Annotated in this window: 17 protein-coding genes; 14 read left to right on the forward strand and 3 right to left on the reverse strand. The window is 69.5% G+C overall.

Annotated features, from left to right (window positions below):
* The first annotated feature begins 43 nt into the window (after positions 1–43).
* The 9 genes from IQ210_RS38705 (at position 44) to IQ210_RS38745 (ending at position 8,218) form a co-directional block, all read left to right on the forward strand.
* Positions 44–688: an HAD family hydrolase gene (locus tag IQ210_RS38705; RefSeq protein WP_194083951.1), complete on the forward strand. Its 645-nt coding sequence runs from the start codon at positions 44–46 to the stop codon at positions 686–688.
* Between the two features lie 93 nt (positions 689–781).
* Entirely contained in the window at positions 782–1,495 is a 714-nt protein-coding gene (locus tag IQ210_RS38710; RefSeq protein ID WP_194083952.1) for a VC0807 family protein, read from the forward strand.
* Between the two features lie 111 nt (positions 1,496–1,606).
* A complete protein-coding gene (locus IQ210_RS38715; RefSeq protein WP_194083953.1) occupies positions 1,607–2,827 on the forward strand; it encodes an MFS transporter in 1,221 nt (406 codons plus the stop codon).
* On the forward strand, positions 2,778–3,950 hold the full coding sequence (locus tag IQ210_RS38720; protein WP_194083954.1) for an acetoin utilization protein AcuC: 1,173 nt from the start codon (positions 2,778–2,780) through the stop codon (positions 3,948–3,950). Before IQ210_RS38715 ends, IQ210_RS38720 begins: the two co-directional genes overlap by 50 nt.
* Positions 3,951–4,430: 480 nt before the next feature.
* Entirely contained in the window at positions 4,431–5,246 is an 816-nt protein-coding gene (locus IQ210_RS38725; RefSeq protein WP_194083955.1) for a phosphatase, read from the forward strand.
* Positions 5,247–5,375: 129 nt separating this feature from the next.
* Positions 5,376–5,588, forward strand: coding sequence for a helix-turn-helix domain-containing protein (locus IQ210_RS38730; protein ID WP_004984898.1), 213 nt, complete (start codon positions 5,376–5,378; stop codon positions 5,586–5,588).
* 158 nt (positions 5,589–5,746) lie between these two features.
* Entirely contained in the window at positions 5,747–5,845 is a 99-nt protein-coding gene (locus tag IQ210_RS38735) for a 30S ribosomal protein bS22 (RefSeq protein ID WP_003948845.1), read from the forward strand.
* A 238-nt stretch (positions 5,846–6,083) separates the two neighbouring features.
* Entirely contained in the window at positions 6,084–7,145 is a 1,062-nt protein-coding gene (locus tag IQ210_RS38740; RefSeq protein WP_194083956.1) for an NAD-dependent epimerase/dehydratase family protein, read from the forward strand.
* A gap of 14 nt (positions 7,146–7,159) precedes the next feature.
* The gene (locus IQ210_RS38745; protein WP_194083957.1) at positions 7,160–8,218 is read left to right on the forward strand and encodes a lysophospholipid acyltransferase family protein; all 1,059 of its coding nucleotides are present in this window, start codon (positions 7,160–7,162) and stop codon (positions 8,216–8,218) included.
* Between the two features lie 64 nt (positions 8,219–8,282).
* Here the strand turns inward: IQ210_RS38745 and IQ210_RS38750 are convergent, their stop codons facing one another.
* The 3 genes from IQ210_RS38750 to IQ210_RS38760 form a co-directional block, all read right to left on the reverse strand.
* On the reverse strand, positions 8,283–9,521 hold the full coding sequence (locus IQ210_RS38750) for a DUF5667 domain-containing protein (protein WP_194083958.1): 1,239 nt from the start codon (positions 9,519–9,521) through the stop codon (positions 8,283–8,285).
* Between the two features lie 265 nt (positions 9,522–9,786).
* Positions 9,787–10,560, reverse strand: coding sequence for an ECF subfamily RNA polymerase sigma factor, BldN family (locus tag IQ210_RS38755; RefSeq protein WP_097267351.1), 774 nt, complete (start codon positions 10,558–10,560; stop codon positions 9,787–9,789).
* A 359-nt stretch (positions 10,561–10,919) separates the two neighbouring features.
* A complete protein-coding gene (locus IQ210_RS38760; RefSeq protein WP_194083959.1) occupies positions 10,920–11,840 on the reverse strand; it encodes an HAD family hydrolase in 921 nt (306 codons plus the stop codon).
* Between the two features lie 118 nt (positions 11,841–11,958).
* Here IQ210_RS38760 and IQ210_RS38765 point away from each other — a divergent pair, with 118 nt between their 5' ends.
* From IQ210_RS38765 to IQ210_RS38785, 5 genes are all read left to right on the forward strand, one after another.
* Positions 11,959–12,243, forward strand: a complete 285-nt coding sequence (locus IQ210_RS38765; protein WP_194083960.1) for a glutaredoxin family protein — start codon at positions 11,959–11,961, stop codon at positions 12,241–12,243.
* Between the two features lie 235 nt (positions 12,244–12,478).
* Positions 12,479–13,246, forward strand: a complete 768-nt coding sequence (locus IQ210_RS38770) for a redox-sensing transcriptional repressor Rex (protein ID WP_194083961.1) — start codon at positions 12,479–12,481, stop codon at positions 13,244–13,246.
* On the forward strand, positions 13,243–15,030 hold the full coding sequence (locus tag IQ210_RS38775) for a glutamyl-tRNA reductase (RefSeq protein WP_194083962.1): 1,788 nt from the start codon (positions 13,243–13,245) through the stop codon (positions 15,028–15,030). Before IQ210_RS38770 ends, IQ210_RS38775 begins: the two co-directional genes overlap by 4 nt.
* On the forward strand, positions 15,027–15,986 hold the full coding sequence (gene hemC / locus IQ210_RS38780; RefSeq protein ID WP_194083963.1) for a hydroxymethylbilane synthase: 960 nt from the start codon (positions 15,027–15,029) through the stop codon (positions 15,984–15,986). Before IQ210_RS38775 ends, hemC begins: the two co-directional genes overlap by 4 nt.
* The gene (locus IQ210_RS38785) at positions 15,983–17,692 is read left to right on the forward strand and encodes a bifunctional uroporphyrinogen-III C-methyltransferase/uroporphyrinogen-III synthase (protein WP_194083964.1); all 1,710 of its coding nucleotides are present in this window, start codon (positions 15,983–15,985) and stop codon (positions 17,690–17,692) included. The genes hemC and IQ210_RS38785 overlap by 4 nt, the downstream gene beginning before the upstream one ends.
* Positions 17,693–17,704 lie beyond the last annotated feature (12 nt).

Raw genomic sequence — 17,704 nt, forward strand, 5'->3', positions numbered from 1 at the left:
GCACCGGTTCGGTGCGGGGTTTTCTGCGTTTAGGCTCTGGGCTATGCGCTATGACTTGGTGATCTTCGACAATGACGGTGTCCTCGTGGACAGCGAACCGATCTCCAATCGGTTGCTGGCCGCCTATCTGACGGAGCTCGGGCACCCGACCTCGTACGAGGACTCCATCCGGGACTACATGGGGTCCGCGATGCATCGGATTCATGATCTGGTGCTGGAGCGCACGGGGGAGCGGCTGCCGGACGAGTTCGACGACGTCTTTCATCGGCGGGTTTTTGAGGCGTTCGAGCGGGAGTTGAAGCCCGTGGGTGGGGCGGTGGACGTGCTGGAGAGGTTGGCCGGTGCCGGGGTGCCGTACTGCGTGGCCTCGTCCGGGAGTCATGAGCGGATTCGGGTGGGGCATCTTACGACCGGGCTGGACCGGTGGTTCGAGGAGTCGCGGGTCTTCAGTTCGCAGGATGTGGGGCGGGGGAAGCCGGCGCCGGATCTGTTCCTCTACGCCGCCGAGCGGATGGGGGTGGCACCGGCGCGGTGTGTGGTCGTCGAGGACAGTCCGCTGGGGGTGCAGGCGGCTGTCGCGGCCGGGATGGACGTATACGGGTTCACCGCCATGACGCCTGCCGACCGGCTTGCCGGGGCCACTCAACTCTTCTCCGACATGGGCGAGTTGGCTGACCTGCTGATGTGATCCTGGGCATCGTCGTCGGCCTGACATTTGTCACGCCCAGCTCCGGACGATCGTTTCTACTGAGGGACCCCCGGTGGACGAGAAGCTGAGGGCATGACGACGACGAGTGTGAACAAGGCCCAGAACCAGCCGCAGAACCCGTTCCGCCCCCTGCTCCTGGACGTGGCGGTGCCCGTCGGGTCGTACTACCTCTTCCGGGAGGCCTTCGGGATGAGCACCTTCGCGGCGCTCGCCTGGAGCAGTGTCGTGCCGGCCGTGCGGACCGTGTGGGCGGTCGTCAGGGAGCGGAAGGCCAACGGGCTCGCCGGGCTGATCCTGGTCGTGAACCTGGTGTCGCTGCTGCTCAGCTTCGTCTCCGGGGACCCGCGGCTGATGCTCGCCAAGGACAGTGCGGTGAGCAGCACGATCGGGATCGGGATTCTGGCGTCGGTGGTGCTGGGGCGGCCCATGATGACGGCCGCTCTCAAGCCCTTCCTGGTCAAGGCGGACGTGGCCAGGCACGCGGCCTGGGAGCGGTTGCTGGGTGGCGGCGCGGTCGGGTCCGCGGACTTCCTGCGGGCCGAGCGGGTGTTCTCGGTGGTGTGGGGTGTGGTGCTGCTCGCGGAGTGTGTGGTGCGGATCGTGGGGGCGTACACCGTGCCCGTGGACACCATGGTGTGGCTGGGCTCGGTCGTCATGGTCGGTGCGATCGGGGTCGGGATCGTGGCGGGTGGGGCGCTGGCCGCCGGGCCCATGGAGCGGATGATCGTCCACGAGGTCGAGGCGGCCGAGGAGGGCATGAAGGCCCAGGTCGCCGTCGCCGCCTGACCTCATCGTCGTAGGCCAAGACCTTCCTGGACCAGCACGGATCAAAGCTGAGGGAAATTCATCTTTGGCTGGATCTACCCACGGGTAGTCCGGGGCCCTACGCTCGCCGCCATGACAGATGTGCTGCGGCGCGGTAGGGCCTCGTTGGCGTTCAGCTTCTTCGCGCAAGGGGCGGCCTTCGCTCTGCTCGTGACGCGGATTCCGGCGATCCAGGACCGGTACGGGGTCTCCGACGCGTTGCTGCCGGCCTTCCTGGCCGCGGTGCCGGTGCTGGCCGGGGTCGGGAGCGTGACCACCGAGAAGCTGGTCAAGCGAATACCGCCGAGCCGGCTGCTGCGGTGGGCCCAGCCGGTGGTGCTGCTGGCGCTGCTCGGGGTGGGGGCGGGGGACGCGACGGTCGAGCTCGCGGTCGCGCTGGCCGCGTTCGGGCTGGCCGTGGGTGCGCTGGACGCCTCGATGAACATGCTCGGGGTCAGTCTGCAGCGGGCGTACGGGCGGAGCATCATGCTCAGCTTCCATGCCGTGTTCAGTCTCGGCGGGATCGTGGGGGCGTCGCTGGCGTGGGTGGGGGCGCACTGGGATCTGGCGCTGTTCGTGTCGTATCTGCCGGTGGTGGCCGTGCTGCTGCCGGCCGCGTTCGTCGGGAGTCGGTGGTACGTCGATGGCGGCGCCGCCGACGAGCCGGTGGCGGGCGGAGAGGCTTCGGCCGGTGGGGGTGTGGTCTTCAAGGCGTTGCTGCCACTGTGTCTGGTGATGACGTTCGCGTACATCGGGGACTCGACCGTCTCCAACTGGAGTGCGAAGTATCTGGAGGACGTGCTCGGGAGCAGTGAGCAGCTCGCGACCGTGCCGTACAACGTCTACATGGTCACCACCTTGATCGGGCGGGGGCTCGGGGACTTCGGGGTGCGGCGGTTCGGGGCCGTGACGGTGGTGCGGGTAGGGGCGGTGGTGGCCGCGCTCGGGTTCGCGGTGGTGGCTTCGGCGCCCGGGGCGTGGGTGGGGATGCTCGGGTTCACGCTGCTGGGGTTGGGGCTGTGTGTGCTGGTGCCGCAGACCTTCGCGGCGGCCGGGCGGTTGTTCCCGGGGGCGTCCGATGCGGCTGTCGCGCGGCTCAATGTCTTCAACTATGTGGGGTTTTTGATCGGTTCGCCGTTGGTGGGGGCGCTCGGTGACGCCTGGAGCTATCGCGGGGCGATGCTGGTGCCGATGGTGTTGGTGCTGGTGACGCTTGTGTACGCCCGGTCGTTCGCCGCTCAACCGGACCGATACGGTGGCGGGCATGAGCGGCCGCGCACAGCTGATGTGGGACGAGGCAGTAACGGGCTATGACTTCGGTCCGGAGCATCCGATGGATCCGGTCCGGCTTGCCCTGACCCGGAGCCTGGTGAGTGCCTTCGGGCTGGACCGGTACGTGGACGTCGTGGCGGCCAAGCCGGCCGGGGAGTCGACGTTGCGGCTGGTGCACCGGGAGGACTACATCGAGGCCGTGAAGGCGGCGTCGGAGAATCCCGGGGCGGCGGACGGGGCGTACGGGATCGGGACGCTGGACGATCCCGCCTTCGCCGGGATGCACGAGGTGTCCGCGATGATCGCCGGGCAGTCGGTGGGGGCGGCGGAGGCGGTGTGGCACGGGGACGCGCTGCACGCGGTGAACTTCGCGGGTGGGTTGCATCATGCGATGCCGGGGGGTGCGTCGGGGTTCTGCATCTACAACGACGCGTCGTTGGCGATCGCGCGGTTGCTGGAGCTCGGGGCCGAGCGGGTCGCGTACGTGGATGTCGATGTGCATCACGGGGACGGGGTGCAGGCGGCGTTCTGGGAGGATCCGCGGGTTCTGACGATCTCGCTGCACGAGCATCCTCGGACCTTGTTTCCGCAGACCGGGTGGGCTGAGGAGACGGGGGCGGACTCGGCCGAGGGGAGCGCGGTGAATGTGGCGTTGCCTGCGGGGACCGGGGATGCGGGGTGGTTGCGGGCGTTCCATGCGGTGGTGCCGGAGCTGCTTGCCGATTTTCGGCCGCAGGTGTTGGTGACGCAGCACGGGGCGGATACGCACTTCGAGGATCCGTTGGCTCATCTCGCGGTGTCGTTGGATGCGCAGCGGGCTGTGCAGGTGGCGTGTCATGAGCTGGCGCACTCGTACGCCGACGGGCGGTGGGTCGCGTTGGGTGGGGGTGGGTATGCGGTCGTGGACGTCGTGCCTCGGTCGTGGACGCATCTGGTGGGGATTGCTGCGGGGCGGGAGTTGGCGCCGGAGAGTGTGATTCCTGAGAGTTGGCGGCAGGAAGTGTTCGCTCGGACGCGGCAGTTGGGGCCTATGCGGATGACTGATGGGCGGTGGCCGGTGTCTTGGGCCGAGTGGGAGGCGGGGTACGACCCGGCTGACCGGCTGGATCAGGCGGTGCTGGCTACTCGGCGGGCGGTGTTTCCGTTGCGGGGGTTGTTGGCGTAAGGCTGCTGGGCTGGGCGGGGCTGTGCGGGTGCCCGGCGTCGGTGCTGGGCGGGGGTGGGTTTCGCTCGCCCGCGCCGGCGGGGTGCCGCTGCGCCCACCCGTGCCGCCCCAGCGGCACGACTGCCCGCAGCTGCGGCGTGAGGCGGTGCCGCGGCTAGGGTAGGCAGCCAGCCGGTGCTGCTGCTTGGGTGGGCGCCGCCTCAGCGGCACGACTGCCCGCAGCTTGGTAGGCGGCCAGTCGGTGCTGCTGCTTGGGTGGGCGCCGCCTCAGTGGCGTGACTGCCCGCAGCTACGCGGGCAACAGTGGCACGACTGTCCGCAGCCCCGTACCAAGCAGCGGCACGACTGCCCGCAGCCCCGTACCAAGCAGCGGCACGACTGTCCGCGGCCAGGGCGGAGACGTGGGTGGCGTTACGCCAACTGTGCGGTGTTTTGCTGTTCGCATGTTGTTCTGTGGGGGGATCCGTCAGCATCGCTCCCGTGTTGAGCACCGGCGCGCTGCGCGCTCATCTGTTGGCCGCTCGGCTGGCCGGGACCGTGGCTACCTCTCGGGAGGAGAGTCTGCGGAGTTATCGGCTTTTCGCTGCTCGGGATCCTCGGGTGTTGATCGGGCTTGACCCGGAGTGGGCTTGGGAGCAGCGGGATTTGATCGCTTTGATGGCCGATAAGTGCGGGGTTTCCGGCGATCCCGGGCATACAACTGGCCATGATGTGATCGATCCTGAGCGGACGCTCGCCGCGCTTGACGCCTTCGCTGCTCGGCTCGCCGCTGTAGCGGAGCGTGGCGCCACGGTGTTGCTCGGGACCGGGCACCCCCATCGACTGCTCGGGTTCTACGCCGCCTTGGCGGACGCGCTGTCGGCGGCGGGATGTACCGTCCTCACCCCAGCGCAGGGTCACTGTGTCGACATAACGACCCGGTTCGGCCTACGCACGTACAACCTTGACTACGTACGAGGAGTCGCGCTGGTACGCGAACCGGGCGGGTTGAGCTCCGGTCGTGCGACCGGCGTGCACACCCACTCGCCGCTCCCGGTTCGGACCGTGCTGGCGGCCGCCGCGGAGCGGGGCGCGGGGCTGCCCGAGCTTGTCATCGGGGATCACGGGTGGGTCTGCGGGGCAGGTCAGCTGGGGTTTGAGGCCATTGGGCTGGCCGACACGGATGATCCCGCGTTGTTCGTGGGGGAGGCCGAAGGGGTCGTGTCCGTAGTCGTTCCACTTGATGACGCTGTGCGGTCTGATTACTACCGGCCGCTTACCCGCTACGTACTCAATCGAGCGTGTCTGTCACAGTAGGCCGCCGATGGGTGCACCTCTTCCCCACTCGCATCACCCGCCCCTACATTGGGGAGTGAGCACGCAACGACGAAGAGTCACCGGAAGGGGAAGCCGGTGGCCGTCGAGTGCGGAAGGTTCAGGTGTGTCATGGCTGCAGCTGGCGAGAGGCCTCTGAACGAGGTTCAGTTCCTTACCGTGGCGGAAGTCGCCTCGGTGATGCGAGTGTCGAAGATGACCGTGTACCGGCTGGTGCACAGCGGTCATCTGCCCGCGATCCGGGTGGGGCGGTCCTTCCGCGTCCCCGAGCAAGCGGTTCACGAGTACCTTCGCGAGAGCTATGTGGGGGTGGAAACCGCCTGATGACTGTGGGGTGGGGGGATCCCTCAGGGCATGTTCCGGACCCCCCGTTCCCCCTCGATTACGACCTCAGCGCTCGGGCGGGTAGGCTAGCCCCTCGTAGGTCGTGTGGGCCCATGGCGCCCAAACGCCGAGTGGATGAGAAGTGAGCGAGGGTAGTCGTGGGCTCTGTTATCAAGAAGCGGCGCAAGCGGATGGCGAAGAAGAAGCACCGCAAGCTGCTCAAGCGCACGCGCGTTCAGCGTCGTAACAAGAAGTAGTACGGCGCCGCGCAGACGGCGTGATGTGGCCCCCCACCACACCCGGTGGGGGGCCACACGCATATCCACGAGTCCCACGACCGCTTCACATGGCCTGGTCTGGTCGTACGACTGTGGATGTCGTCACTTCGTGCATTGGGTGGTCATCACAGCGCAACATCGACCCGCTAGGTTGGCCGCACACGGGGAACGCGGCAGGGTGTGCAGGGGGACGAGTGCTGGAAGGAAGGCGCTGATCTTGGGCAAGGTCGTGCTCGTGACCGGAGTGGCCCGTCAACTGGGGGGCCGGTTCGTCCGACGCATCCAGCGTGACCCACAGGTCGACCGGGTGATCGCCGTGGACGCCGTGCCGCCCGAGCACCATCTGGGCGGTGCCGACTTCATCCAGGCCGACATCCGGCAGCCGACCATCGCGAGGGTGCTGGCCGAGACGGCAGCCGACACGGTCGTACACCTGGACGTGACGGCGATGGCGCTCGGCAGTGGCAGCCGGACCACGGTCAAGGAGACCAACGTCATCGGCACCATGCAGCTGCTCGGGGCCTGTCAGAAGTCGCCGACGGTCAAGCGGCTGGTGGTGAAGTCCAGTACGAACGTGTACGGGTCGGCGCCCCGTGATCCGGCCGTCTTCACCGAGACCACCCCGCCCAAGTCCCTGCCCAGCGGCGGGTTCGCCAAGGACGCCGTCGAGGTCGAGGGGTATGTACGGGGCTTCGCGCGACGGCGGCCCGATGTCGCCGTCTGTGTGCTGCGGTTCGCGAACATCCTCGGGCCGAGCGCGGACACGCCGCTCGCCTCGTACTTCTCGCTGCCAGTCCTGCCGACCGTGTTCGGGTACGACCCGCGGTTGCAGTTCGTCCATGAGGACGACGTGATCGAGGTGCTGCGGATCGCCTCGCACGAACCGGAGCGGGGCACGCTCAACAGCGGCACCTTCAACATCGCCGGCGACGGGGTGCTGCTGCTCTCGCAGTGCTCGCGGCGGCTCGGGCGGCCGACGGTGCCGCTGCTGCTGCCCGCCGTCACGTGGGCGGGCTCGCTGGTCCGTACTCTGGGCGTGACGGACTTCTCGCCCGAACAGATCCGGCTGCTCACCCATGGCCGGGTCGTGTCCACGGACCAGATGCGGGAGACGCTCGGATTCCAGCCGAAGTACACGACGGCGGAGACCTTCGCGGACTTCGCGCGGGTCCGCGGCCCCGGGCTGCTGCCGCCGGAGGCCCTCGCGGGGGCCGTCGACCGGATCGCCGCGCTGCCCGCCCTGGGCGGCGGCCACCCCCCGACGCAGAGCGCCAACTGAGGAGCGCATCAACGATGGCGGACGCCAAGGTCATTCCGTTCGACGACGACAGGTCCCGTGGGGCCGCCGTGCAGCGGCCGGCGCGGCGGCGCGGCGCGGGGAGCCGACGCAAGGAGTCGTCGCTGGTCCGTGAGGTCCGTGAGGTCCAACCCCTGCCCGGCAGGGCGTCGGCGCAGGATGATGTCCCTGTGACGCGTGAGGAACAGCCGCCGCCGGAGGCGCCGCAGGACCAGGGCGGCATCGAGCGGCGTATCGCCGGTGGGCTGTCGTTCCTGCGCCGCCGTCTCACCGGGGACTACGACGTCGACGACTTCGGTTACGACGAGGAGTTGACCGACCAGGTCCTGATGTCGCTGCTGCGGCCGGTGTACGAGAAGTACTTCCGGGTCGAGGTGAAGGGCATCGAGAACATCCCGGCGGAGGGCGGCGCGCTGATCGTCGCCAACCACTCCGGGACGCTGCCGCTGGACGGCCTGATGATGCAGGTCGCGGTCCACGACAACCACCCGGCGGGCCGGCACCTGCGCCTCCTGGCCGCGGACCTGGTCTTCATGCTGCCGGTGGTCAACGAGCTGGCCCGCAAGCTCGGTCACACCCTGGCCTGCGCGGAGGACGCCGAACGGCTCCTCGGCCAGGGCGAGTTGGTCGGGGTGATGCCGGAGGGCTTCAAGGGCATCGGCAAGCCGTTCAGCGAGCGCTACAAGCTCCAGCGCTTCGGCCGCGGCGGTTTCGTCTCGACGGCCCTGCGCCGGGGCGCCCCGATCATCCCGTGCTCGATCGTGGGCGCGGAGGAGATCTACCCGATGATCGGCAACGCCAAGACCCTGGCGCGCCTCCTGGGCTTCCCGTACTTCCCGCTGACGCCGACCTTCCCGTGGCTCGGTCCGCTCGGTGCGATCCCGTTGCCGACGAAGTGGACGATCCAGTTCGGCGAGCCGATCCACACGGACGGCTATCCGCCGGAGGCGGCGGAGGACCCGATGCTGATGTTCAACCTCACGGACCAGGTACGCGAACAGATCCAGCACACGCTGTACAAGTTGCTAGTGCAGCGCCGGTCGGTGTTCTTCTAGTTCGTCCTACGACAGTGGGGGCGCCCTTCCTGAGAAGGGCGCCCCCACTGTCGTACCGCCGTTTCTAGCTCGCGTCTTCTCCGTCGATGCCCAGGCCGGGCAGGAGGCCCGGGAGGAGGGGCGGGAGGGTGACGTCCGGTTCGGTGGACGGGGTTGTCGTCGGCGTGGAGGTGCCGCCGGTGCCGGTCTCCGGGGGGTCCAGGAGGCCGCCGGTGTTGCCGCCGAGCAGGCCGTCGTCGGTGCCGGAGGAGGCGGAGTGGCTGGGGCTGCCGGAGCCGGTGCCCGAGCCGTCCGAGGTGCCGTTGCCCTTGCTCGGGGCCGCCGAGCGGTCGGAGCCGGAGGTACCCGTGGACGTCGTACCGGAACCGCCCTGCCTGCTGCCCGCGCCGCCGTCCTGGGCCGGGGGCTGGGGGAGCAGGGACTGGAGCGGGGCGACCTCTTCGTCTATGGCGTCGAACACCGACGACACCTGCTGACTGACGTCGCCCAGCTGCACGGGGAGGCGGTCGCGGAGCGCGCCCCAGACCTCGCGGTGCGAGCGCGAGAAGGAGGAGAGGGCCTGGATGGGGCCGAGGGAGTCCGGGTCGCGCTCGTACGCCTCGTGCAGCAGGCGGTGGCCTTCGGTGGCGTCGTGCTGCATGCCGAACAGCGCGCGGCGGATCTCGCCCAGCGACTCGTGGTCCAGCCGGCCGCCGCGGTCGCGGTCCATCAGCCGGCGGGCCTCGTTGAGCCGGGTGGAGGCCTGGTCGAGATAGGCCTCACCGCGCTCGTCGTCCCCGTCGGACAGGTAGTTGAGCTTGAAGTCCTCGATGCCGCGCTTGAGGCCGTAGAGCGAGTCGCCCGGGAGGGCGTCCGAGCTGGCCGCTGCGACTCCGCCGAAGGCTCCCGCGGCGACCCCGACACTGAGCCCGCCGGCGGCGAGGCCCTTGGTGAGCCGGGAACGCGGTCGCAGTTTGCCCAGCCCGGTCGCCCGGTGGGCGCCCCGCGCGCGATGCGAGCGCTGCTCGGGCACCGAAGCGCTGCCTGCCTCGCCTCCGACGGTGCCCTCTTGGAGCATGGCCTCGAACGCTGCCACCAGCTGGGCCCGCTGGACGACCTTGACCTCGGGATCCAGCTCCGGTTTCGGCAGCTCGCCGAGACATTCCGCGAGGGCCAACATGCGGCCCCGCTCGGTCTGTTCGGCGGCGGCCGGGTCGGGCGCCGGTCCTTCGGCCTCTTGGGCCGCCGTGCCCCGGTCGGACTGGTCCTCCAGGGCCTGGGCGAAGGCGTTCGCCCGCCGGTGCGCCGATACGTTCGCGATCACTGGCGGCACCTCCTCTCGTCATGACGGTCGACTCCCCAGGGGGTCCTGAGGGTTGCACGCCCTGACCACATGCACACGATCGAGTGATCGATGTCGGCCAGGGAGTGACCACAGGGAGCCTGCATCCCGCACAACGAGCGGCGCGGCACTTGGGTTACGGACTGCGGATGATCGGATCGCGAAGTCAACAGACTTTAACTGACCGTGAGTTGGGTGTCGCGGATAGTGGCGGAGCGTGGCCGGGCGGGGTCGAGCGGGGCTCGGATCAGCGGGCGTCTTCCGGCAGGAGCCGGGCGAGGGTGCGGACGGCCCGGTACTGGAGGGTCTTGATCGCGCCCTCGTTCTTGCCCATCACGCGCGCGGTCTCGGCGACGGACAGGCCCTGGAGGAAGCGGAGCGTCACGCACTCCTGCTGCTGCGGGTTGAGGCGGCGGACCGCGTCCAGGAGCGCGGCGTTGGAGAGGGACTCCAGGACCGAGTCCTCCGGGGAGCGCTCCACCTCGTTGGCGTCGAGCATCTCGCCGGTGGTCACCTCCAGGCGGAAGCGGCTCGACTTGAAGTGGTCGGCGACGAGGTTGCGGGCGATGGTCACGAGCCACGCGCCGAAGTCGCGGCCCTGCCAGGTGAAGGTGCCGATCCTTCTGAGCGCCCGCAGGAACGTCTCGCTGGTGAGGTCCTCGGCGGTCGCCTTTCCGCCGACGCGGTAGTAGATGTACCGGTAGACGGTGTCGCTGTACTGGTCGTAGAGCCGTCCGAACGCGTCGGCCTCGCCGGCCTGGGCGCGCTCCACGAGATCCATCATCCGGGCGCTGTCGCTGTCCGCGGCGGGACGGCGGGCGGTGGTGGCGGCGCCGGCCGAGCGTCCCCTTCTGCCGACGGCCGCGCTGCTCTCGGCCAGTGCGTAGCACGGGCCGGTTGGTGCGGTGGCTACGGCAAGGGCGGGGACGGCGTACGCGGTGGGGACGAAGCGCATGAGGTTGTTGACCGTCGCGCGCAGCGTAGCCAGGCCCGAGGCGTCAACCCCGACGTGTGAGTACACGGGACTCCCAGAGGCAGAGCTTCCATCACGTGCAGTGCGGGACCGTTCACCCGTCGTAGCGACGGAGGGGTACCGGATTGCGTCTGAGGAGAATAACGCTTCGTGCAGGCACTGCTACACCCAGTTGCTCTATTCATCGATTACGTCGCTTCTGTAACCGATTGATGCCCTCTCAAGTACCGCAGAGTGACCGGTTGTTGATCGCTTTGGATCGGGTTTCGGTCAGGAGCGGGGCGTGTTGTGGCCGTGTGCCGACAAGACGACTGGAGGGAGGGGGTGGGGGGTATTGGTTGTGTTTTGGGCGCGGGTGCGTGGGGGCTGGTCGCGCAGTTCCCCGCGCCCCTAAAAGCAAAAAGCCTTTACCGGCGGCGGCGATGCAGTGCGATCGCTGCTGCTGTGCCGCCCGCCACCGCGCCTACGCCCGCCGCCGCCGGGATGCCCACCTTCGCGGCCTTCCTGCCGGTGCGGTAATCGCGCAAACGCCAGTCCAGTTGGCGGGCGTGCTTGCGTAGCTTTGTGTCCGGGTTGATCGCGTAGGGGTGGCCGACCAGGGAGAGCATGGGGATGTCGTTGTGGCTGTCGCTGTAGGCGGCGCAGCGGGAGAGGTCCAGGCCCTCCGCGGAGGCCAACGCGCGTACCGCTTCCGCCTTTGCGGGGCCGTGCAGGGGTTCGCCGACGAGCTTGCCGGTGTAGACGCCGTCCACCGACTCCGCGACCGTGCCGAGCGCACCGGTCAGGCCGAGGCGGCGGGCGATCACCTGGGCGATCTCCACGGGGGCCGCCGTGACGAGCCACACCTTCTGGCCCGCGTCCAGGTGGGCCTGCGCGAGGGCGCGGGTGCCGGGCCAGATGCGCTCGGCCATGTACTCGTCGTAGATCTCCTCGCCGATGGACATCAACTCGGAGACGCGGTGGCCCTGGACGATGGAGAGGGCCGAGTCGCGGGCCTCCTGCATGTGCTCGGGGTCCTCGATGCCGGCCAGCCTGAACCAGGCCTGCTGCCAGGCGAACTTGGCGAGGTCGCGGGTCTCGAAGAACTTCCGCTTGTACAGGCCCCGGCCGAAGTGGAACAGCGACGCACCCTGCATCACCGTGTTGTCGAGGTCGAAGAAGGCGGCTGCCTTGTCGTCGCCGAGCACCGGGAACTCCGGCTCCGGGGTTGAGGTCTCCTCGACCTCCTGCGACGACTTGCGCGCGGCCTCCGCCGAGGCCTCGCCTGCCAACACGCTCCGCGCCGTGGCGGAGCGCCTACGGGGAGTGAGCCATCCGAGAGCGGCCATGGCGTGAGCATAGCCAGTTTGTTCGGTGGTTCCGGAGTCGAGAGGTTTGGAGGGTGTGAACTCTCCGCGACTCCATCGTTAAAGGACTGCTCGCAGGCGGGTGGAGGGGCGCGGGACAATGGCCGGTATGAGTCCCCTCTTCCGCCGGAAGCCGTCGGCGCCCCAGGACCGGCTTGTCACTCTCATCCGCAAGCCGGGCTGTCATCTGTGTGATGACGCACAACTCGTGGTGGAGAAGGTGTGCGACGAGCTCGGTGTGACGTGGGAGCAGAAGGACATCTCCACAGATCAGACGCTGCACGACCAGTACTGGGAGCAGATTCCCGTCGTACTCGTCGACGGTGAACAGCACACGTTTTGGCGGGTGAACGAAGATCGACTGCGCAGGGCACTGACCGAGTAGTCCAAACGATCCGCAAACTCGCTTAGGATCGTTGGCGGCTTGGCCTTGGGGGTGGGATTCGTGAGGAGAGTGACCCGTTTTGCCCCCGAGACTGCAGTGCGTGACCCCGGTCACGTTGGCCGGGCAAATCGGACACCATCTTTGTGCACGCGTTCACAAAGACATAGCCTGCATTCGACGGGGCGGTCTAGGTACGTGTGACCGCCTGCAGCCCCGCTCTACCCGCAGGAGCACCGTGGCAACTGGCCGAACTCACCGACCGGCGACCCGTAGCCGAGGGATTCCCGAGGCCACCGTCGCCAGGCTTCCGCTGTACCTCCGCGCGCTGACCGCACTGTCGGAGCGCTCGGTCCCCACGGTCTCCTCCGAGGAGCTCGCGGCCGCGGCGGGGGTCAACTCCGCGAAGCTGCGCAAGGATTTCTCTTACCTCGGTTCTTACGGAACGCGTGGTGTCGGGTACGACGTCGAGTATCTCGTCTACCAGATCTCCCGTGAGCTCGGGCTCACCCAGGACTGGCCGGTCGTGATCGTCGGTATCGGTAACCTCGGCGCCGCCCTCGCCAATTACGGCGGGTTCGCCTCCCGTGGCTTCCGGGTCGCGGCCCTCATCGACGCCGACCCGGCGATGGCCGGGAAGCCCGTCGCCGGCATCCCCGTGCAGCACTCCGATGATCTGGAGAAGATCATCGAGGACAACGGCGTCTCCATCGGGGTCATCGCGACCCCCGCCGGTGCCGCCCAGCCGGTCTGTGACCGGCTCGTCGCCGCCGGTGTCACCTCCATCCTGAACTTCGCGCCGACCGTGCTGTCCGTTCCGGACGGGGTCGACGTGCGCAAGGTGGATCTGTCGATCGAACTCCAGATCCTCGCCTTCCATGAGCAGCGCAAGGCCGGTGAGGAGGCCGCCGCCGGGACCGACGGGGGCGCTCCGGCCGTCGCCGCGCGCAGCGAGTCCGCCGACAAAGGGCCTGACGGGGACGTACCCGCCGTGATGCCGGCATGAGTCTCCTCGTCGTAGGGCTGAGCCACCGCAGCGCTCCGGTCAGCGTGCTGGAGCGGGCGGCGCTCAATGCCGACGCCCAGATCAAGCTGCTCCAGGACACGGTCGCCGCGGAGCCGGCCGCCGAGGCCGCGGTGCTCGCCACCTGCAACCGCATCGAGCTGTACGCCGACGTCGACAAGTTCCACGCCGGTGTCGCCGAGCTGTCCACGCTGCTCGCCCAGCACAGCGGGGTGGGGCTGGAGGAGCTCACTCCTTATCTGTACGTGCACTACGAGGACCGGGCGGTTCACCACCTGTTCTCCGTCGCCTGCGGTCTCGACTCCATGGTGGTGGGGGAAGGCCAGATCCTTGGGCAGATCAAGGACTCCCTTGCCAAGGCGCAGGATCTGCACACCGCCGGGCGGCTGCTCAACGATCTTTTCCAGCAGGCCCTTCGGGTCGGCAAGCGGGCGCACTCCGAGACCGGGATCGACCGGGCGGGGCAGTCGCTGGTGACGTTCGGGCTTGAGCAGCTCGCCCCCGGTGGTGAGGTCGCGGACTGGGCCCGGGGGAAGAAGGCGCTGGTCATCGGGGCCGGGTCGATGTCCTCGCTGGCCGCGGCGACGCTGGTGCGGGCCGGGGTGGGTGAGGTCGTCATCGCCAACCGGACTGCGGAGCGGGCGTCGCGGCTGGTCGAGATCCTCAATGACGGTGCCTCCTCCGACTCCGGTAACGGGGACGTGGTGGCTCGCGCGGTACCGATGGATGCGGTGTCGGGCGAGCTGACACGTGCCGATGTTGTGGTGTCTTGTACGGGCGCGACGGGGCTGGTGCTCACGGCTGAGGCCGTTTCCGTGGCCGTTGCTGGGCGGGTGCCGGTTGTGGGGGCTGGGGGCGGGGGCGTTGCGCAGCCCGGCGCGGGCGGGGTGCCGCCTGCGCCCACCCGTGCCGCCCTAGGCGGCACGAATGCCCGCAGCTGGGCGGATGAGGCCGGCCGCAGCATGGCGGACCGGAATGCCGCAGGCTCTGCGGATGACGAGAACTGTCCGCTTGATCTGAACGCCGTTCAGGCCACGCCCGGTTTCTCCGTGCTCGGGGAAGCTGCCGTTGCCGGGATGGCTGCTGCTGAGCTTGAGCAGCATGCTGCCTGGGTCGACAACGCGCCTCGGCCGCAGGGGACCGGGTCCGTCGTCGACGAGGCCGAGGCCATTGCCGCGCTTGCCGCTGCCGCGGCCGCCGGTGGGCGGATTCCCGAGCGGCGTCGGCCCGAGCCCCTCGCCGCGGGGCCGCAGCCGGTGCTCTTCCTGCTCGACCTCGCCATGCCCCGTGACATCGACGCCGCCGTGCATCGGATTCCCGGGGTGCGGCTCGTCGACATCGAGTCGTTGGCGGAGGCTTCCGCCGACGCACCCATGGCCGCCGACGTGGACCAGGTGCGGCGGATCGTCGCCGACGAGGTGGCCGCGTTCGGGGCCGCGCTGCGGGCCGCGCACATCACGCCCACCGTCGTCGCGCTGCGCACCATGGCCGCCGATGTGGTGGCCGGGGAGATGGCCCGGCTTGAGGGGCGCCTCCCGGGGCTCGACGACAAGCAGCGCGGCGAGATCACGCAGACCGTGAAGCGCGTGGTGGACAAGCTGCTGCACGCGCCGACCGTACGGGTCAAGCAGCTCGCGGCCGAGCCCGGCGGTGCCGGGTACGCGGACGCGCTGCGGACCCTGTTCGACCTCGACCAGGAGACGGTGGCCGCCGTGTCCCGTGCCGAGGACAGCAACACCAATGAGGAAGACCGAGGGCCGGCATGAGTGAGAAGGCGCTACGGCTCGGGACCAGGCGGAGCAAGCTCGCCATGGCCCAGTCCGGGCAGGTGGCGGACGCCGTGAGCCAGGTGACCGGGCGGCCCGTCGAGCTCGTCGAGATCACCACGTATGGAGATGTGAGCAGGGAGCAGCTCGCGCAGATCGGTGGCACGGGTGTGTTCGTCACCGCGCTGCGGGACGCCTTGCTGCGCGGCGAGGTCGACTTCGCCGTGCACTCGCTGAAGGACCTGCCGACCGCGCAGCCCGAGGAGCTCTCGCTCGCCGCGATCCCGCAGCGCGAGGACCCGCGGGACGTCATCGTCGCCCGCGACGCGCTGAAGTTCACCGACCTGCCCCGCGGGGCCCGGATCGGTACCGGCTCGCCGCGGCGCATGGCCCAGCTGAACGCGTACGCACGCGCCCACGGCCTCGACATCGAGACGGTGGCGATCCGCGGGAACGTGGACACGCGCATCCGGTACGTGCACGACGGTGAGCTGGATGCGGTGGTGCTGGCCGCGGCCGGGCTGAACCGCATCGGGCGCATCGAAGAGGTGACCGACTTCCTGTCGGTCGACACGGTTTTGCCCGCTCCCGGCCAGGGAGCACTCGCGATCGAATGCGCCGCGGACAACGCGGACCTGATCGCCGCGCTCGGAGAGCTCGACGACCCGTTCACGCGGGCCGCCGTGACTGCCGAGCGGTCGCTGCTCGCCGCCCTGGAGGCCGGTTGCAGTGCCCCTGTGGGCGCGCTGGCCGACCTGCTGGCCGACGGGCACGTTGTCAAGGAAATGCGCCTGCGGGGGATAGTCGGTACCACCGACGGCTCTCGTACGGTGCAGCTGTCCACCACCGGTCCCGTGCCCGAGACGTACGACCAAGCAATGGCGCTCGGCCGTGAACTCGCGGCCGAGATGCTTGCCCAGGGCGCGGCCGGTCTGATGGGGGAGCGAGCACAGTGAGCCCCACCACCCTTCCTGCCGCCGGTCCTGAGCACGGGCACGTCACCTTCCTGGGTGCCGGACCCGGGGATCCGGGACTACTGACTCTGCGCGCCGTGGAGGCGCTGGCGAGCGCGGACGTCCTCGTCGCCGAGCACGAGGTGCTCGACGTCGTACGCGTCCACGCCCGGTCGGGCGTCGCCGTCGTGAACACGGAACCGGGGTCCTCGTCGGACCCGATCCCGGGCACAGGCGCGCCTCAGCTGACGGTTGTTGACGGTTCGTCAGCAACCGCGGGTGTCCCCGCCGTGAGGGATGCCGCACATCTTGTCATGGAGGCCGCGCGGGGCGGCAGGCGGGTCGTGCGTGCGGTGTCCGGGGACCCCGGGCTCGACGCGTACGCCGCCGAGGAGATGCTGGCGTGCGCCCGCGCCGGGGTGCCTTTCGAGGTGGTTCCCGGTGTCGCGGCCGCGGTCGGCGTGCCCGCCTACGCCGGTGTGCCGCTGCGGGACGCCGAGGGCGCGGACGTGCGGTTCGTGGACGCCCGGACCGCCTCCGACCGGTGCTGGACGGAGGTGGGGGCCTCGGACGGCACGGTCGTCGTGTCGACGACCCTCGACTCGGTCGCGGCGGCGGCCGGTGAGCTGGTGGCCGCGGGCCGCAAGCCGGACACCCCGATGACGGTCACGGTCGCTGGTACGACCACTCGTCAGCGGACGTGGACGGCGACCCTGGGCACCATCGCCCAGACCCTCAAGCAGGCCAAGGTGCTGCCCTCGCCGGAGGGCGGGCGGCCGGTGATAGCCGTGGTCGGTGAGCGTTCCGCCGCCGCCCAGCGCGACCAGCTGTCGTGGTTCGAGAACAAGCCGCTCTTCGGGTGGCGGGTCCTCGTGCCGCGTACGAAGGAGCAGGCGGCCTCGCTCTCCGACCAGCTGCGGTCGTACGGGGCCGTGCCGCACGAGGTGCCGACGATCGCCGTCGAGCCGCCGCGCACGCCCCAGCAGATGGAGCGGGCCGTGAAGGGCCTGGTGACGGGGCGGTACGAGTGGATCGCGTTCACCTCGGTGAACGCGGTGAAGGCCGTACGCGAGAAGTTCGAGGAGTACGGGCTTGATGCTCGGGCTTTTGCGGGTATCAAGGTGGCTGCGGTGGGTGAGCAGACCGCGAAGGCGCTGATCGCGTTCGGTGTGAAGCCGGATCTGGTGCCGAGCGGTGAGCAGTCCGCGGCGGGGTTGTTGGAGGACTGGCCGCCGTACGACCCGGTTTTCGACCCGATCGACCGGGTGTTCCTGCCGCGGGCGGACATCGCCACGGAGACCCTTGTCGCCGGGCTGATCGAGCTCGGGTGGGAGGTCGACGACGTGACCGCCTACCGGACCGTGCGGGCCTCGCCGCCGCCGGCGGAGACGCGGGAGGCGATCAAGGGGGGTGGCTTCGATGCCGTTCTCTTCACTTCGTCGTCGACCGTGCGGAACCTGGTGGGTATTGCCGGTAAGCCGCACAACGTGACCGTGATCGCGTGTATCGGGCCTGCGACGGCGAAGACCGCCGAGGAGCACGGGCTGCGGGTGGACGTGATGGCTCCGGAGCCGTCCGTGCACAAGCTCGCGGAGGCCCTGGCCGACTTCGGGCTGAAGCGGCGGGCGGCGGCGGTCGAGGCCGGGGACCCGGTGACGCGGCCGAGTGAGCGGCGGCCGGGGGCGCGGAGGCGTCGTACGACGACCTGAGGGCTGCGGTTG

Origin of the sequence: Streptomyces justiciae, assembly GCF_015163075.1 — a bacterium.
GTDB lineage: Bacteria > Actinomycetota > Actinomycetes > Streptomycetales > Streptomycetaceae > Streptomyces > Streptomyces justiciae.

Coding starts and splice junctions, on each gene's coding strand:
- IQ210_RS38710 (WP_194083952.1), top strand. CDS start 782: ATGACGACGACGAGTGTGAACAAGGCCCAGAACCAGCCGCAGAACCCG.
- IQ210_RS38730 (WP_004984898.1), top strand. CDS start 5,376: ATGGCTGCAGCTGGCGAGAGGCCTCTGAACGAGGTTCAGTTCCTTACC.
- IQ210_RS38720 (WP_194083954.1), top strand. CDS start 2,778: ATGAGCGGCCGCGCACAGCTGATGTGGGACGAGGCAGTAACGGGCTAT.
- IQ210_RS38715 (WP_194083953.1), top strand. CDS start 1,607: ATGACAGATGTGCTGCGGCGCGGTAGGGCCTCGTTGGCGTTCAGCTTC.
- IQ210_RS38760 (WP_194083959.1), bottom strand. CDS start 11,840: ATGGCCGCTCTCGGATGGCTCACTCCCCGTAGGCGCTCCGCCACGGCG.
- hemC (WP_194083963.1), top strand. CDS start 15,027: ATGAGTGAGAAGGCGCTACGGCTCGGGACCAGGCGGAGCAAGCTCGCC.
- IQ210_RS38745 (WP_194083957.1), top strand. CDS start 7,160: ATGGCGGACGCCAAGGTCATTCCGTTCGACGACGACAGGTCCCGTGGG.
- IQ210_RS38765 (WP_194083960.1), top strand. CDS start 11,959: ATGGCCGGTATGAGTCCCCTCTTCCGCCGGAAGCCGTCGGCGCCCCAG.
- IQ210_RS38775 (WP_194083962.1), top strand. CDS start 13,243: ATGAGTCTCCTCGTCGTAGGGCTGAGCCACCGCAGCGCTCCGGTCAGC.
- IQ210_RS38705 (WP_194083951.1), top strand. CDS start 44: ATGCGCTATGACTTGGTGATCTTCGACAATGACGGTGTCCTCGTGGAC.